General features: G+C 60.5%; 17 protein-coding genes. 5 read left to right on the top strand and 12 right to left on the bottom strand.

Annotation, left to right across the window (positions count from 1 at the left end):
- Nucleotides 1–155 precede the first annotated feature (155 nt).
- The gene (locus H0Z09_RS15650) at nt 156–755 is read right to left on the bottom strand and encodes a TetR/AcrR family transcriptional regulator (protein ID WP_186691348.1); all 600 of its coding nucleotides are present in this window, start codon (nt 753–755) and stop codon (nt 156–158) included.
- Between the two features lie 81 nt (nt 756–836).
- On the opposite strand from H0Z09_RS15650, the gene H0Z09_RS15645 reads away from it, so the two are divergent.
- Nucleotides 837–1,436, top strand: coding sequence for an NAD(P)H-dependent oxidoreductase (locus tag H0Z09_RS15645; RefSeq protein ID WP_186691347.1), 600 nt, complete (start codon nt 837–839; stop codon nt 1,434–1,436).
- 2 nt (nt 1,437–1,438) lie between these two features.
- Here H0Z09_RS15645 and H0Z09_RS15640 read toward each other — a convergent pair whose 3' ends face one another.
- The 3 genes from H0Z09_RS15640 to H0Z09_RS15630 all read right to left on the bottom strand — a co-directional run bounded on the left by H0Z09_RS15640 (nt 1,439) and on the right by H0Z09_RS15630 (nt 3,742).
- Nucleotides 1,439–1,828, bottom strand: a complete 390-nt coding sequence (locus H0Z09_RS15640; RefSeq protein WP_186691346.1) for a hypothetical protein — start codon at nt 1,826–1,828, stop codon at nt 1,439–1,441.
- Between the two features lie 24 nt (nt 1,829–1,852).
- On the bottom strand, nt 1,853–3,109 hold the full coding sequence (gene aroA, locus H0Z09_RS15635; RefSeq protein WP_186691345.1) for a 3-phosphoshikimate 1-carboxyvinyltransferase: 1,257 nt from the start codon (nt 3,107–3,109) through the stop codon (nt 1,853–1,855).
- A 78-nt stretch (nt 3,110–3,187) separates the two neighbouring features.
- Nucleotides 3,188–3,742, bottom strand: a complete 555-nt coding sequence (locus H0Z09_RS15630; protein WP_186691344.1) for a UPF0149 family protein — start codon at nt 3,740–3,742, stop codon at nt 3,188–3,190.
- 185 nt (nt 3,743–3,927) lie between these two features.
- Here H0Z09_RS15630 and H0Z09_RS15625 point away from each other — a divergent pair, with 185 nt between their 5' ends.
- Both H0Z09_RS15625 and nudC read left to right on the top strand, forming a co-directional pair.
- The gene (locus tag H0Z09_RS15625) at nt 3,928–4,740 is read left to right on the top strand and encodes a crotonase/enoyl-CoA hydratase family protein (protein WP_186691343.1); all 813 of its coding nucleotides are present in this window, start codon (nt 3,928–3,930) and stop codon (nt 4,738–4,740) included.
- A 5-nt stretch (nt 4,741–4,745) separates the two neighbouring features.
- Nucleotides 4,746–5,579 (top strand): NAD(+) diphosphatase, encoded by an 834-nt coding sequence (gene nudC / locus H0Z09_RS15620; RefSeq protein WP_186691342.1) that lies wholly within the window; start codon nt 4,746–4,748, stop codon nt 5,577–5,579.
- Here the strand turns inward: nudC and H0Z09_RS15615 are convergent.
- The 6 genes from H0Z09_RS15615 to H0Z09_RS15590 form a co-directional block, all read right to left on the bottom strand.
- A complete protein-coding gene (locus H0Z09_RS15615) occupies nt 5,547–6,326 on the bottom strand; it encodes a TSUP family transporter (RefSeq protein WP_169377137.1) in 780 nt (259 codons plus the stop codon). The two genes, nudC and H0Z09_RS15615, sit on opposite strands and share 33 nt — an antisense overlap.
- Before the next feature lie 127 nt (nt 6,327–6,453).
- Nucleotides 6,454–7,170: a phosphatidylcholine synthase gene (pcsA, locus tag H0Z09_RS15610; protein WP_186691341.1), complete on the bottom strand. Its 717-nt coding sequence runs from the start codon at nt 7,168–7,170 to the stop codon at nt 6,454–6,456.
- A 149-nt stretch (nt 7,171–7,319) separates the two neighbouring features.
- Nucleotides 7,320–8,234, bottom strand: a complete 915-nt coding sequence (locus tag H0Z09_RS15605) for a class I SAM-dependent methyltransferase (RefSeq protein ID WP_186691340.1) — start codon at nt 8,232–8,234, stop codon at nt 7,320–7,322.
- A gap of 50 nt (nt 8,235–8,284) precedes the next feature.
- Nucleotides 8,285–8,773, bottom strand: coding sequence for a DUF1289 domain-containing protein (locus tag H0Z09_RS15600; RefSeq protein ID WP_076952353.1), 489 nt, complete (start codon nt 8,771–8,773; stop codon nt 8,285–8,287).
- 150 nt (nt 8,774–8,923) lie between these two features.
- Nucleotides 8,924–10,174 carry a ribonucleotide-diphosphate reductase subunit beta gene (locus tag H0Z09_RS15595; RefSeq protein ID WP_076952352.1) on the bottom strand — a complete coding sequence of 417 codons (1,251 nt, stop codon included), beginning with the start codon at nt 10,172–10,174 and terminating at the stop codon, nt 8,924–8,926.
- Between the two features lie 228 nt (nt 10,175–10,402).
- Nucleotides 10,403–11,818: a PLP-dependent aminotransferase family protein gene (locus H0Z09_RS15590; protein ID WP_186691339.1), complete on the bottom strand. Its 1,416-nt coding sequence runs from the start codon at nt 11,816–11,818 to the stop codon at nt 10,403–10,405.
- A gap of 123 nt (nt 11,819–11,941) precedes the next feature.
- Between H0Z09_RS15590 and H0Z09_RS15585 the strand changes: the two genes are divergently transcribed.
- Both H0Z09_RS15585 and H0Z09_RS15580 read left to right on the top strand, forming a co-directional pair.
- Nucleotides 11,942–12,571, top strand: coding sequence for a LysE family translocator (locus H0Z09_RS15585; protein ID WP_186691338.1), 630 nt, complete (start codon nt 11,942–11,944; stop codon nt 12,569–12,571).
- Between the two features lie 42 nt (nt 12,572–12,613).
- Nucleotides 12,614–13,843: a M20/M25/M40 family metallo-hydrolase gene (locus H0Z09_RS15580; RefSeq protein ID WP_186691337.1), complete on the top strand. Its 1,230-nt coding sequence runs from the start codon at nt 12,614–12,616 to the stop codon at nt 13,841–13,843.
- A gap of 250 nt (nt 13,844–14,093) precedes the next feature.
- Here the strand turns inward: H0Z09_RS15580 and H0Z09_RS15575 are convergent, their stop codons facing one another.
- The gene (locus tag H0Z09_RS15575) at nt 14,094–14,468 is read right to left on the bottom strand and encodes a hypothetical protein (RefSeq protein ID WP_186691336.1); all 375 of its coding nucleotides are present in this window, start codon (nt 14,466–14,468) and stop codon (nt 14,094–14,096) included.
- The coding region (locus H0Z09_RS15570; protein ID WP_186691335.1) for an RHS repeat-associated core domain-containing protein at nt 14,465–15,654 on the bottom strand (1,190 nt) is incomplete at its 5' end. The genes H0Z09_RS15575 and H0Z09_RS15570, both read right to left, overlap by 4 nt.

Raw genomic sequence — 15,654 nt, 5'->3', positions numbered from 1 at the left:
GAGCGGATTTTGTGGCGAGCGGGCTTGCCCCGCGTTGGGCTGCGAAGCGGCCCCTTTTACAACCGCCGCGTTACGTCTGGTAATTCGAGGCGTCGGGTTTTAGGGCTGCTGCGCAGCCCAACGCGGGGCAAGCCCGCTCGCCACAGGAAGCCTTTTCATACGGATAACCGTGCGCGGTTGACCATTGCCAGGATGGTCTCCAGCAACTCCTGCTGCGCCTCTTCACGGCTGATCTCGCCGCTGGCCGCTGCCTGGGACAGCTCTTGAGCCGCGCCCAGCATCGCTCGCAGTCCCGCCTGGGACACGCGGCCAAAGGGCGCTAACGCATCGCGGCACTTGTCGAGAAAGATCGCCTCGTACTCGCGCTTGAGGCTTTCCAGTTCCGGTGAGCTGCTCAGCGCCGCAATCACCCCCGGAATTTCCCGGCCCTGCAACAACACGCACTCCACATAAGACGCGGCGATGACCCAGGCCCGATCCTCAAGGTTCGCGCCGCTCGCTTCGATGCGTTCGCTGAACACGCGGTCCTGGCGCGCATCGAAATCCCGATACAGCGCGGCCAGCAACCCGGCACGGGTGACGAAATGGTCATAGACCACCGGCTTGGTCACCCCCGCCAACTCCGCCAGGCGGCCGAGGGTCAGGGCTTCGGTGCCCTCATCGCGCACCAGTTGCCAGGCGACGTCCAACAATTGGCGCAGGCGATCTTCACGGGACAGGCGACTACGGGGAGCGGGGGCCGAAGGACTTGACATGCTTATATACCAAAAGTAACTTAAGAATAACTTACTAAACGTAACTTAAGCCCAAGCCTAACGCCAAACGGAGTCAATGTCATGCACGCACTGATCGTTGTTGCCCATCACGACCCGCAATCGCTCACTCACAGCGTAGCCGCGCAGGTGGCCGCCGGGCTTGCCGCAGCGGGACACACCTACGAAATCGCCGACATTGCCGCCGAAGGGTTCGACCCGCGCTACACTGCCGCCGACCACCGGGTACACCGCACCCACGCAACGCCACCGGCCGACGTGCTCGCCGAACAGGCACGCATCGACCGCGCCGACGCCCTGGTGCTGGCGTTCCCGATCTACTGGTGGTCGCTGCCGGGCCTGCTCAAGGGCTGGATCGACCGCGTATTCGTCAACGGCTGGGCTATCGAGTACGGGCCCGATACGCCGGTGGTGAAAAAGCTCGGGCACTTGCCGGTGCACCTGCTGGCATTGGGCGCGGCTGATGACGATGCGTTTGACCGGCATGGTTATGCCAAGGCGATGCGCACGCAAATTGACTACGGTATCTTCGATTACTGTGGCGCGAAGGTGGTGACCTCCGCGTTGCTGCTGGACTCGGAGAGCGGCGGGGCGCACGCGCATCTGCAAAAAGCCAGGGCTATTGGCCAGGGTCTGTTCCAGGCTGAAACGCTCGCCGGTTGATTTCAACCTTCGCGAAACAGGTCGTGGGCATCCAGCAAGCGGTAGGCAATTTCCGGGCGTTTCTCCAGGCCCCGACGGATCGCGGCCGGGATGGATTGGCGAGTCTTGCGGCACATGCCCGGCAACTCGTCGATCACGATCTGGATCCCGCGCATGCTCTTGACCTCGGTGTGGCCCGGCGCGATATGCACGCGGATACCCAGCAGTTCGTACATGCGTTGCTGCATGTGTTCCAGGTCTTGCAGGCTTTTGAGGTCTTCGAGGCGCTCGAGCAGTTTCTTCTCTTCGTGGCGCGTCAGGTTGAGGATGCGCAGGTCCGCGCCTGGGGCTTGCAGCAGCTGTTCGCGATCGCAGACGCAGGCGCCGGGTGGGCAGGGTTGGCGAATTGTCATGTGCATCCCCCCGGCACCGGTGCCTCAATAAGCCAACTGAACCCCAAGGCTGCCCAGGGCCTTCCAGTACCCAGGATAGGTCTTGGCCACGCAGTCCGGGTCCTGAATACGGATACCCGATACCTTCAGCCCGGCCAGGGCAAAGCACATGGCGATGCGGTGATCGGCATGGGTGTCGATCAGCGCGTTGCACGACGTGCCAGCCAGGGCAGGGTCGCTGGCGACCAGCAAGTCGTCGCCTTCGATGGTCGCCAGGCCTGGGCGGATCTCATTCAAACCGTCATGCAGCGCCTGCACGCGGTCGCATTCCTTGACCCGCAGGTTGGCCAGCTCAGTGAAACGCACCGGGGTGTTGTTGAAGGCGGCGAGCACCGCCAGCGTCGGGATCGCGTCCTGCATTTGCGAGCCAACCACCGTGGCCTGCATGTTGGGGAATTGTGCGATCACGGCCTGGGCCTTGGCGTCGGGCTGGGTGAAGTCCTGCGCGGCCACGCCGATGTCGATGTGGCCAGCGGTAAGCACTTCGGCGGCCCACAAGTAAGTGGCGGCGGAGGCGTCGGGTTCGATCAGGTAATCATGGGCGGTGTAGCCGGTCGCCGCCACGCGCCAGGTGGTGTCGTCGACCGCTTCAACCTGGGCGCCGAAGGCACGCATGCAGTCCAGGGTCAGGTCCACATAGCCACGGGCGCCGATGTCCTTGCCGGTCAGCGCCACTTCAATCGGCGCTTCGCCGCAAGCGGCGAGCATCAGCAGGGCGGAAACGTATTGGCTGGACAAGCCGCCGTCGATCTCGAAGCGCTTGGCCTTGACCTTGCCCACCCCGTGCACGGTGACCGGCGGGCAACCGCTGGGGCTGTCGACCTGAATGCCGTTCTGGCCGAGGGTTGCGAGCAGCGGGCCGATCGGGCGTTTTTGCATGTAGCCGTCGCCGTCCAGCACCACGGTACCTTCCACGGTTGCGACAGCTGCGGTCAGAAAGCGCATCGCGGTGCCGGCATTGCCGAGAAACAATGGCTGCGCCGGCAGTTGCAGCTTGCCCTGGCCTGTCACCACAAAGGTGGTGTCGTCCGGCTCGTCGATGGTCACGCCCATCTGGCGCAGGGCCACCGACATGTGCCGGGTGTCATCACTCTTGAGCGCACCGCTCAGGCGGCTGGTGCCCTTGGCCAGGGCCGCCAGCAACAAGGCGCGGTTGGTGATGGATTTGGAGCCGGGGGGCGCGACCTTGCCGTTGAGAGGGAAGTTGGGCGGTGTGACGGTCACGGTTTTCTGCGAACTCAAGGTACAGGGCTCCTGATTCAAGGCAAGGGCTGCGGGCGGACCCGAATAATCGGCCAAAGCGGCGGTGCTTGTCGAGGCTTAGCGCAGGCTCAGCCAGTAATCATGCAGGGCCCGCGCGGCCGGTTCGATTTCGCTGACGCGCTGCTGGTGCGCCGGCACATCCAGGTCGGCCGGCAGTTCGAAGTTGTCCTGCTCGGCGCACCACGAAATTTTCTCAAGCGCCGCGGCCTGGGCGGCCGGCAGTTCTGGCCAGTTGCCAATGGCGGCGCCACGGATGTAGCCAAAGCACCACTCTTCGGCGAGGGTCACGCGTTGGCCCTGGTGCTCGGTTTCATCGAAGCGTGCCTTGAAGCCCTTGGCATCGGTGGCCAGTTGCTCGGCCAGGGTGTTGATATGGCGCACGCACAGTTCGAGAAAGCCTTGTGCTTCGTCCATGTTGTCCCACTGCGGGTTCTGACCGCCCCAGATGGCCGGGAACCACTCGGCAACATCGACCTGCACCGGGCTGGACACCAACGCGGTGAAGTAGCCGTCGAGTTCGGCCAGGTTCAGCACCGACTGGTCGTCGCCGTACTTGAGCAGGACGTTTTCGATGAATTCGAATTCGGCGGCGGTGAGCGGGTGGGTGTGCATGAGGATATCCTTTAAACGTCGAACGCCGCTGATGGGGCGGCTCAAAGCGCGAAGGATGGCGCGTGCGCGGGGTTTTATCCAGCGGATTTTCCGCCACCTTAGCCAGTCCCGCTTTTGGCCGATGCGCCCTTGCGCTCCCTTGTTATAGTTCGGCCCTCATCACTCGCCAGTCAGGGATCACTGCCATGTCCGAATACCAAGCTTTCGTCGTCGAACTCAGCGGCAACGTTGCCCATGTGCAGATCAACCGCCCGGAAAAGATCAATGCGATGAACGCGGCGTTCTGGACCGAGATCATCGACATCTTCCAGTGGGTCGAAGACACCGACGCCGTGCGCGCGGTGGTGCTCAGCGGCGCGGGCAAGCATTTCTCCTCAGGGATAGACCTGATGATGCTGGCCTCGGTGGCCAGCGAATTGGGCAAGGACGTGGGCCGCAACGCGCGCCTGCTGCGGCGTAAGATTCTTGACCTGCAAGCCTCGTTCAACGCGGTCGACAACTGCCGCAAGCCGGTGCTGGCGGCGATCCACGGCTACTGCATCGGCGGCGCCATCGACCTGATCAGCGCCTGCGACATGCGTTATGCGGCCGAAGATGCGCAGTTCTCGATCAAGGAAATCGATATTGGCATGGCCGCCGATGTCGGCACCCTGCAGCGTCTGCCGCGCATCGTCGGTGATGGCATGCTGCGCGAGCTGGCCTACACCGGTCGCCAGTTCGGCGCCGAAGAAGCGCGCAGCATCGGCCTGGTCAATCGCGTCTATCCCGATCACGCCAGCCTGTTGGCCGCCGTGATGGACATCGCCCGGGAAATCGCCGCCAAATCGCCGATTGCGGTCACCGGCACCAAGGCCATGATCAGTTATATGCGTGACCATACAATCAACGACGGCCTGGAATACGTTGCCACCTGGAACTCGGCTATGTTGCAATCCAACGACCTGCGTGTGGCCATCGCGGCCCATATGAGCAAGCAGAAACCCGAATTCGTGGATTGACCGACATGACCCCAGGCTGGATTACCACAACGCTGCTGGACAACGACACCCCCGGCGGCTGGGCCGTTGCGCGCAGCCGCGACGGCTTTTTGCATGACCCCAACGGCCCGCTGTTCCCGCGCGAATGGCTCAAACGCCAGGACCTGCCGGTGTTCGCCGAACACGGCATCGGCCATCTCGACGGCGAACCGGTGTACCTGCTGGAACTCGACTCGGCGGCGCACGTGCCGGGTTGTAGTTGGCAGGGTTTGCGCGGCTTCATGCTGCAAGGCGATCACACCCTGTACAAGGTGCTGGGTTACGCCGCGCAGATCGGCACCTGGGCGCGGGAGCATCGGTTCTGCGGGAGTTGCGGCCAGGCCATGGTGCAAGTGCCACGCGAGCGCGCGATGTATTGCCAGGCCTGCGACCTGCGCAGCTACCCACGGATCTCCCCGAGCATGATCGTGCTGGTGACCCGTGGCGACGAAATCCTGCTGGCGCGTTCGCCACGCTTTGTTACGGGTGTGTACAGCACGCTGGCGGGGTTTGCCGAGCCGGGCGAATCGGCCGAGGAGTGCCTGATCCGCGAGGTGCGCGAAGAGGTCCAGGTGGAGGTGAAGAATATCCAGTACATGGGCAGCCAGTGCTGGCCGTTTCCCCATTCGATGATGCTGGGCTTTCACGCCGAATACGCCGGGGGCGATATCGTGCCCCAGGCCGACGAGATCGAAGACGCGCAGTGGTTCCATATCCACGATTTACCGCCGCTGCCGGCGTCACGTTCGATTGCGCGTTATCTCATCGACCTCTACCTGGCCCGTCGCTTAGGCCACGCTGAACCAGTGCTGCCAGGCTAGGCGTACAGTCAGTCCGAGGACCACGGTGATAAACACCGGGCGAATGAATTTGGCGCCGCCGCTGATGGCGCTGCGTGCGCCAAAGAATGCGCCGCACATTACCGAAATGCCCATCGCCAGGCCGACGATCCAATCCACCGAGCCATTGAAGATAAACACCGATAGCGCGGCGGCGTTGCTGACGAAGTTCATGCTGCGCGCCACGCCGCTGGCTTTGACCAGGTCGATCGGGTGCAGCAGCATGGTGCTGACCGTCCAGAATGCCCCGGTGCCGGGGCCCGCCACGCCATCGTAGAAACCCAGCCCGAACCCCTGGGTGGCTTGCCACTTTTTCTTGATCGGCGCTTCGGCGTCCAGCGGCGCCTTGGGTGTGCCGCCGAACAGCAAATACACACCACAGGCGAACACGATCACCGGCAGCATCTTGTTCAGGGTTTCAGCGGGCAGGTAATGCGCAACCACGGCGCCGGCCAGCGCCCCCACCAGCGTACCGACAATGGCGTGCACCCACTGTCGCGGGTGGAACAGCTTGCGTCGGTAGAAGGTAAAGCTGGCGGTCGCCGAGCCGAAGGTGGAGCTGAGTTTGTTGGTGCCCAGCACCAGGTGCGGCGGCATGCCGGCGGTGAGCAGGGCGGGGGTGGTGAGCAGGCCGCCGCCGCCGGCGATGGCGTCGATAAAACCGGCGATAAAGGCAACCACCGCCAGGATGGCGAGGGTGGTGAGGTCTACGCTGAGTTCGAAGGGCATGGGCAGGGCTTATTATTAGCTGGGCACAGCGAAGAGGCTGCACCAAAGGCCTGCATCTTACCTGCCGGATGTATGCAAAACCAAATGTGGGAGCTGGCTCCCACATTTTTCACCGTGCCCGCTTGATTCAGCGGTGGGTTTCGAGCCACTCCAGCGCCGTACGCCAGATGCAAATCCCCAGAAAATACGCCGACATCACCGACCACAGCCCAAACGTCCAGGGGTTGGTATTCGGGTAATCCACCACCATCAAAAAGCTGCACAGCAACCAGATCGTGGTCACCGCAATATTGATCGGCATGAAGCGCTTCACCCGGAACGGGTGCAGGAACTTCATCGGCGTCACGGTCAGCAATGCCAGGCCGATCACCGTGAGCAACGTGACCCAGGCGTCCGGCTGGATGATATAGACGCACAAGGCCACCACGTTCCATGCGGCAGGGAAGCCGACGAAGTAGTTGTCCTTGCTTTTCATGTTCACGTTGCAGAAGCAGAACAGCGACGACACCAGGATCACCGACACCGTCAACAGGTGGGTGAACTCCGGCAGGTCGATATAGCGGTAGATAAACAGCGCCGGAATAAACACGTAGGTCAGGTAGTCGATCACCAGGTCCAGCACCGAGCCGTCGAAGCTGGGTAGTACCGTGCTTACATTGACCCGTCGCGCCAGCGAACCGTCGACGCCATCCACCACCAGCGCCAGGCCGAGCCACAGCAGGCAGGCCTTGGGCGAGTTTTCGAGCAGTGCCAGGGTGGCCAGGAACGCCAATACCACGCCGGTGGCGGTGAAGCCGTGGGCGCCCCAGGCTTTGAGTCTGGCTACATGCAGGGTCGATATCACGGGTGGTTCTCCAAAAGGTCAAACGGGGCAGCCGACGACGTGACGCCGTCGAGTCTGGCCGGGGAATGCAGGTATCGACCGGAAAGAAGGTAAGAAGGTTCACCAACCCGGCGCATCACTTAGGGTAGCAAGCGTAAGACGTTTCGGCATCAACCTTGGCGGAACACCAGCGCCTTTAAGCCACTTTGGGCATCAATATCAGGAAATTCCGGCGGGTTTTCCAGCCGTTCGACAAAACGCAACGCGGGTGCCTCCTGGGTCACGCCGTTGATCAGGAAGTCTTCGCCAAACGCAGGGTCATTCATGCAAGCAAGCACCGTACCCCGTGGCGTCAGCAGATCCGGCAGGCGGCGCAATACGCGCTGGTAGTCCTTGGTCAGCAGGAAACTGCCTTTCTGGAACGACGGCGGGTCGATGATGACCAGGTCATAGGGGCCACCTTGGCTGACTTTGGCCCAGGACTTGAACAGGTCGTGGCCCAGGAAGCTGACCTTGCCCAGGTCATGACCATTCAGGCGATGGTTGTCGCGGCCGCGGCTCAGGGCACCGCGGGCCATATCCAGGTTCACCACGTGGTCGGCACCGCCTTCGATGGCCGCCACGGAAAATCCGCAAGTGTAGGCAAACAGGTTGAGCACGCGCTGGCCCTTGGCCTGTTCGCGCACCCAGTTGCGGCCGTAGCGCATGTCGAGGAACAGACCGCTGTTCTGCTTTTTACCCAGGTCTATCAGGTAACGCAGGCCGCCTTCGGTGATGGTCAGCTCGTTGACAGGCTCGCCCGCCAGCCATTCGAGGGTGCTTTGCGGCAGGTAGCGGTGCTGCAGGGCCACGGTGTAACTACCGAAGTGGGTGTGCAGCAGTTGCTTCAAGGCTTGCAACGGCGCAGCGTCCGGCTCCTTGAACAACGATACCAACAGCACGCCTTGCAGCCAGTCCACCGTCAATTGCTCAAGGCCCGGCCAGCAGCGGCCACGGCCGTGGAACAGGCGACGGGTTTCGCTGGGCGGGGTTTGCAGGGCGGTGAGCAAATGGGTGTGCAGGGTGGCGAGTGCGTCAGGGTTCATCGTTGAGCGTCGGTCATTGAACGGCCGACATTTTAACCACAATCACGGCGTTAAAAGGCAGCAATCAGCGGCGCGCCAAACACCTCACGCATAAACCCCGGCGCGATATACCGCTCGTAATGCGCTTCGGAGAGCAGGAAGAACTCGCGGTCAATCGCATCGCGCAGATCGGCCAGGCTGCGCTCGCGAAACTCCGGCAACAAGGCCAGCCCATACGCGTCCAGCTTGGAAATGACCCGCGCGCCTCGCGCAATCAGCTGATACGCCCAGCAATACGGCGACTGGTGCGGCATAAAGCGAATCTTGCGATTTTCCAGTTGCTGGCGCAGCAGGTGCGGATCGAACACCTCCAGCTTGCTGGCCATCACCTGCACGAGCAATTGCTCCAGGCGCAGCCACACCGCCTGTTTCTCGTCGGCGTTGTAGCCGTTCCACTGGATCACTTCATGGTGATAACGCTTGCAGCCCCGGCAGACCAGGTCACCGTAGACGGTGGAACACAGGCCGACGCAGGGGGTTTTGATGGTTTGATTGGGCATAAGTGGCAATTTGCAAATTCTATAGAACACCGCCAATCCAATGTGGGAGCGGGCTTGCTCGCGAATGCGGTGTGTCAGTTGATACATTTGGCGACTGACACACCGCATTCGCGAGCAAGCCCGCTCCCACAAGGGGAATTGCGTCGTTGGTCAGTCCCAGCTCAGGGCGCCGCCGGTCTGGTACTCGATTACACGGGTTTCGAAGAAGTTCTTCTCTTTCTTCAAGTCCATGATCTCGCTCATCCACGGGAACGGATTCGTCGTCCCCGGATACTCTTCCTTCAACCCAATCTGCGACAAACGACGGTTAGCAATAAACTTGAGGTAATCCTCCATCATCGCCGCATTCATCCCCAGCACCCCACGCGGCATGGTATCGCGTGCATATTCGATCTCCAGCTGCGTCCCCTGCAAAATCATCTGGGTCGCTTCTTCCTTCATCTCGGCATCCCACAAATGCGGGTTTTCGATTTTGATCTGGTTGATCACATCGATCCCGAAGTTCAGGTGCATCGACTCATCGCGCAGGATGTACTGGAACTGCTCGGCCACGCCGGTCATTTTGTTGCGGCGGCCCATGGACAGGATCTGGGTGAAGCCGCAATAGAAGAAAATGCCTTCCAGCACGCAGTAGTAGGCGACCAGGTTGCGCAGCAGCTCTTTATCGGTGTCGACGGTGCCGGTTTCGAACTTCGGATCGGAGATCGAGCGGGTGTACTTCAGGCCCCAGGCTGCCTTTTTGGCGACCGATGGAATCTCGTGGTACATGTTGAAGATCTCGCCTTCATCCATGGCCAACGATTCGATGCAGTACTGGTAGGCGTGGGTGTGGATCGCTTCTTCGAAGGCCTGGCGCAGGATGTACTGGCGGCACTCGGGGTTGGTGATCAGGCGGTACACGGCCAGCACCAGGTTGTTGGCGACCAGGGAGTCGGCGGTGGAGAAGAAGCCGAGGTTGCGCATGACGATGCGGCGTTCGTCGTCGGTCAGGCCTTCGGGGTCTTTCCACAGGGCGATGTCGGCGGTCATGTTGACCTCTTGCGGCATCCAGTGGTTGGCGCAGCCGTCGAGGTATTTCTGCCAGGCCCAGTCGTACTTGAAGGGCACGAGCTGGTTGAGGTCGGCGCGGCAGTTGATCATGCGCTTTTCGTCGACGGCGACGCGGGCGGAGGCGCCTTCGAGTTCGGCGAGGCCTTCGGCGACGTCGAGTTTGTCGAGGGCGGCCTTGGCGCGGACGATGGCGGCGGAGTCGTTGGCGGTCACGTGACGCGCTTCCAGGGCAGCGGCGGCGCCGGCACCGTCGAGGCGGTCCATGTTGGCTTCGCTGGCGTGGCCGGCGTTGGCGCCCTTGATCACCGCTGCACCGGTGTCTTCGTTGTCGACTTCATCCCAACTCAGCATTGAATTCTCCTTCCGCGTACTCGAAAAATAAGGGGTGTTTGCAGGCTTCAAGGCATTGAAATACTGCGCATAGTGTGGTCGGTAAATACCGATACTGCACACTATGTAGTGGTCTGTTTTGTTTGTGGGCACACTATATGGTGTGTAACAGGGATGGTCAACGCACAAGCGCAAACATCAAAGGCGCAGGCAGGCCAGCGTGCGCAACCCGACTTGTCGACGGTTGCTCTACCTGCTATCCAGGCTTTCATCCCGCAACAACGCCTCAAACACTTGCCGCACCTGGGGCTCATCACTGTGGGCCACATTGAAACGCATCGAATCGCGGTGCGCCGGGTCATAGCCAAACAGCGCGCCCGGCGCCAGCACCATGCCCTGTTTCAAGGCGGCCTGGGCCAGCACTTCGCCGTTGATCCCTGGTGGCAGGCGCGCCCAGATAAACATCCCGCCTTCATAGCCCATCGGCAGTTCGCAGCCGCAACGCTTGAGCCATTGCTCGACCCGTCCACCGGTCTCCATCAAGCGCTGCACCATGCGTTTGCGGTGCTTGGCGTAGCTGCCTTCGCTGAGCATGCGGTACACCAGTTGCTCGAACAGCTCCGAGGTCACGCCGCCGCTCATCAGCTTCATATTGGTGAGGTTGGCCGCCAGTTGCGGCGCGGCCACCACGAAGCTGACGCGGGCGTTGGCGCTGAGGATCTTGGAGAAGCCCGACAGATAGGTGACCTGGTCCAGGCCGGCGAGGGCGGCCAGGCGCGGCGGCGGGTTGGGATGCAGGTCGCCGTAGAGGTCATCCTCGACGATATGGCAGTGGTAGCGCTGGGTCAGTTGCAGCAGGCGAAACGCCTGGCCAGGGCTGAAGGAATGACCGGTTGGGTTGTGCAGCACGCTGGTGGTCAGGTACAGGCTGGGGCGATGTTCTGCCAGAAGCTGCTCGAGGGCATCGAAGTCAAAGCCGTCGGGCCGGCGCTGGACCGTGACCACCTTGACCCCGTGCAGCGCCAGGTTGGCGTGGAAGTTGAAATAGCACGGCGTATCCAGCAACACGCAGTCGCCGGGGCGCGCCAGCAGGCGCATCAACATGTCCAGACCTTGCACGGTATTGGGGGTGGTGATGATCTGATCCACCGACACCGACAAGCCCTCGGCGTGTAGTTTCTGTTGCAAGGCCTGGCGCAACGGTAATAGCCCGGCCGGCGTGCCCAGCCCGGCGATGCGCAACGATGGCGCGCGCACCACGCTGCGCAGGGTCTGGCGGATGGCGTCGCTGTCCAGCCACGCCTCGGGCAAGTGCCCGCCACCGGGGCGCAGGTCGCCAAAGGCTGAGGCAAGGGGGCGGCGCAATACACTGAGCAGGTCCTGAGGCAGCAAGTCGGCCCAGTTCGCTGTCGTCGGGCGCAGGCGGTCCATCGACACAAAATAACCACGGCCTTGGCTGGAGGTCAGCAGATTGCGCCCGCGCAGGCGGTCGAGGGCTTCATTGAGGGTGAACTTGCTCACGCCCAAGGTCTCGGTCAGCTCGCGCACCGAGGGTAACTTGCTGCCGGGCGCCCATTCGCCGTTTTCGATGGCCTGGCTGAACGCCTCGACGATCTGCTGCACCTTGGAGGTGCCCTCTGCAAAGGCAATGGCCGATACGAACATGTGGCTTCCTTATCTTTTCCGGTGATTTTACCGGTGAAGTTCGGCCGGATTAGGCCTGACTTCACCTGCCATGTGCAATGGCTCCTGCCTAGACTGCGGGCTTTCTTCCCCAGATTCCAGGCCATGACCAGCGCGTTAACCCTCTCTTCCTTTCTGTATTTCCTGCTGTTTTGCGCGACAATGACCTTCAGCCCCGGGCCCATGACTTTGCTGCTGTTGAGCCTGGGCCTGCGTAACGGACTGCGCAGCTCGATCCCGGCGCAGCTCGGCGCCAGTGTGTCTTACCTGATCTCAATCCTGATTTTTGCGGTGGGCTTCTCGGAGCTGATCAAGGGGCACCCCGTCATCACCCAGGCCATCCAGGGCATCGGCGTGGCGTACATCCTTCACCTTGCCTACAAACAATGGACCAGCAGCGGCGCGGTACTCGACCGGATCGGCGCCGTGGAAGGCGCGCGCAGCCTGTTCGGCAAGGGCTTGCTGACCGGGTTTTCCAACCCCAAGACCATCATCCTGTTCAGCGCGGTGTTCCCCCAGTTCGCAGGGGCCGGCGGGCACAGTTCGGCCCTGGATATCGCGATTTTCGGGCTGACGTTTCTGGTGCTGCAATTTGCCAGCGGCTGCCTGTATGGCTACTTCGGCCAACGCATCCAGCATGTGCTGGAAAACCCCAAGCGCCGTGTGCTGTTGCAGCGGATTACGGCGGTGTTGCTGTTGGGCGTGGCATTGATGCTGGCGCGGACTGTGGGGTAGGGTGTGACGGCGCCTTCCAACACAAAAACAAGGATCGGTTTCATGCACTTCAACTTCCCCCGCACCCTCCTGGCCGCCACCCTGGCGTTGTCCTTCGCCGCGCCGGCCTACAGCGCCGAGCCCCACAAACCGATCCAGGCGCAAGCCGAGCAGTACAAGGCAGAGGCCTTGAAGCTGCTGGAGCGCCTGGTCAACATCGACTCGGGGTCGGGCTATGAATCGGGCCTGACCCAAGTGCGCGACATCGCCGTTGATGAGCTCAAACAGCTGGGCTTCAGCATTGAGCTGGTGCCGGATAAAGCGGCCAATAACAGCCATGTGGTTGCCACCCTCAAGGGCACCGGCAAGGCCAGGATCCTGCTGATGGCGCACATGGACACCGTCTTCAAGGAAGGCTCGGCCGCCGAGCGTCCGTTCCACATCAAGGACGGCCGCGCTTATGGGCCCGGCGTGATGGACGACAAGGGCGGCATCGTCGCCGGCATCTACGCGCTCAAAGTCCTCAAGGGCCAGGGTTTCAAGGACTACGCGCAAATCACCTTCCTGCTCGACGCCAGCGAAGAAACCGGCTCCGAGGCCGCCTCCGAACTCATCCGCAACACCGCCAAGGGCCACGACGTCACCCTCAACCTCGAACCCGGCCGCCCGGCTGATGGCCTGGTGGTATGGCGCAAAGGCAGCGCCACCGCGGTGGTCGAAGTCAAAGGCAAAGCCGCCCACGCCGGCGTCGCCCCGGAACTGGGCCGCAACGCCGCCATGGAGGCTGCGCACCAGATCCTGCAACTGGGCAAATTGGACGATGAAGAGAAGAAAACCACCATCAACTTCACCGTGCTCAAGGCGGGCGACCGCACCAACGTCATCCCCGACCAGGCCACCGCCAAGGCGGACGTGCGCGCAGCGCTGCCGGAAGAATTCGATCGCATCGAGAAGGATTTGGTGCGGGTGTCGGCGAACAAACTGATCCCGGAGACTGAAGTGAAAACCACGTTGCAGCGCGGGTTGCCACCGATGCCGCAGACGGCGGAGTCGGATAAATTGGTCGCGATTGCCCAAGGGATTTATGAAGAGTTGGGCAAGAAGCTGACAATTGAAGGCAGCGGCGGGGCCGCGGATGCGAGTTTGTCGGCTGGGGTCGGCACGCCGACGCTGGATGGGTTTGGGATTGTGGGGGGCAATATTCATACGGCGGATGAGTATGCCGAGGTGGAGAGTGTGGTACCGCGGGTTTATCTGCTTAGCCGGATGATCATGGAGCTGAGCAAGCGCTGATCTGGCTGAGCTTACCTTCTCTGTGGCGAGCAGGCTTGCCCTGCGTCGGGCTGCGCAGCAGCCCCAAAACAGACGATGCCAATTTACCTGAAAGTCCGCATCGCCTGGAATGGGGCCGCTTCGCGGCCCAGCGCGAGCAAGCTCGCTCACTACAGGGGGTCGTGTTGGCTTGAAGAGCGGTGTTGGTTTTACCAAGTTGATGGGTCTTCGAGGCTGGCTTTTTGGAGGTCGTTTTTCCACGAATCAATATTTATCTCACTATTTTTTGATTTTTGGTTATGGCTTGACTGTTATAGTTTTTAAGACATTTTAGTAATGTCTTCATGAAGTTTCTCTTGTCGATTATGTCATCTTCAAAGTATGTATCAAATAAATAAAAAACAGAATCGAAGGTTTCGTCTGTTGATAGATAGTGTTCGATGGTCTCTATAAACCACCGCTGTTCATCTTCTCTGTATGATACGAATTCTGGTTTGGTTAAGATGTCGAAGAGTTCTTCAAGCTCATCTTCACTGTTGACGTTTTTTGAAACTATAGTTTCTTCTCGCTCTAAATCTTTAGTGTTTTCTGTGCTATAAGTGAATAAAAGACCTTGCAAGATGGAGAGGGTTGGCTTTTTTTTCATCTGTCAAACTCTGCGTAAGCTGTGATTGGTTGTCCGTCTCTGTTTAAGTGTACGACGGCTTTGGTTTGTTTTCCATATTCTAGTCCATCTCTTTTATATCCTTCGCCGATAATCTTTCCCATGTCCATTGGTCTTGAGGTTTCCGCTCGACTATCAAGCTTAAATATTAAAATTGCCCGTTGAATTGCATTGAATTGATCTCTATGGCTAAGAAAGTGTGTGGCAGCACTGGGTGGCCTCGGTGTGCCCGTTCTTCTTCCTCTGTCGAAGGTCTCGATTTCGCCAGTGGTTGGGTTTCTAGCCGTTGTTACACGCTCAAGTTGGGACTCTAATGATGTTTGCGCTCCATGTTTTTCCAAAAAGTGCGCTCCTGGAATTGACGTCTCAAGCTCCGATAAGCGCCGATGCATATTTGACTCAGCCAGTTCATCAATTCTTGTCTGTCGTTCCGCACGTGTTAAATGCGGTAAAGCTGGTTCTGCGTGATCGACACTTTTTGCAGGATTTTGAGTGGAGAAATTTGGCTTGCAACCATCCGTACCAGGACAGGAACTCAATCCAAGTGGATCAATCCATCCTGTAGGGTTGTGTGCGTATTTGTAAGCGTTGATCCCACCGCCCAGCTTCACCGGGTCGGGCGTTAGGTAACGACCAATATCCGGACTGTAGTAGCGATGGCGGTTGTAGTGCAGGCCGCTTTCCGGATCGAAGTATTGGCCCTGGAAACGTAGCGGGTTGTCGATTTTATTGATGTCGAGACGAGTGATTTCGCCATAGGCGCGGTACTGCGCGGACCAGACGATTTCGCCGTCCGGTGCGGTGAGTTCCTGTGGTGTGCCCAGGTGGTCGAGTTGGTAGTGGTAGGGCTTGGTTTCTTTTGGGCCAAAACCTTCCAATAGGGCCAGCGGACGGAAGCTGTCCGGTTCGTAGAGATAGCTTCGGTGCCGGTCCGCGTGGTGTTCGGCGATGAGTTTGCCGCCTTGCCAGAAAAACTCCGTGGTTTTGCCGTCGACGGTTTTGCTGATGCGACGACCAAATGGGTCGTAGCGGTAGCTGGCGGTTTGGCCGTTGGGTCGGGTGACGCTGATTAGCCGATGCTGGCAGTCGTAGCGGTATTCGGTGACGAGTTGTTGGCCTTTGCCGCGTCGTTCGCGGATGAGGTTGCCGAAGGCGTCGTAGTCGTAGT

The sequence above is a fragment of the Pseudomonas sp. SWRI18 genome, assembly GCF_014268345.1.
GTDB lineage: Bacteria > Pseudomonadota > Gammaproteobacteria > Pseudomonadales > Pseudomonadaceae > Aquipseudomonas > Aquipseudomonas cedrina.
The sequence above is the reverse complement of the archived record's forward strand: the minus strand, read 5'-3'. Positions and strand labels throughout refer to the sequence as shown.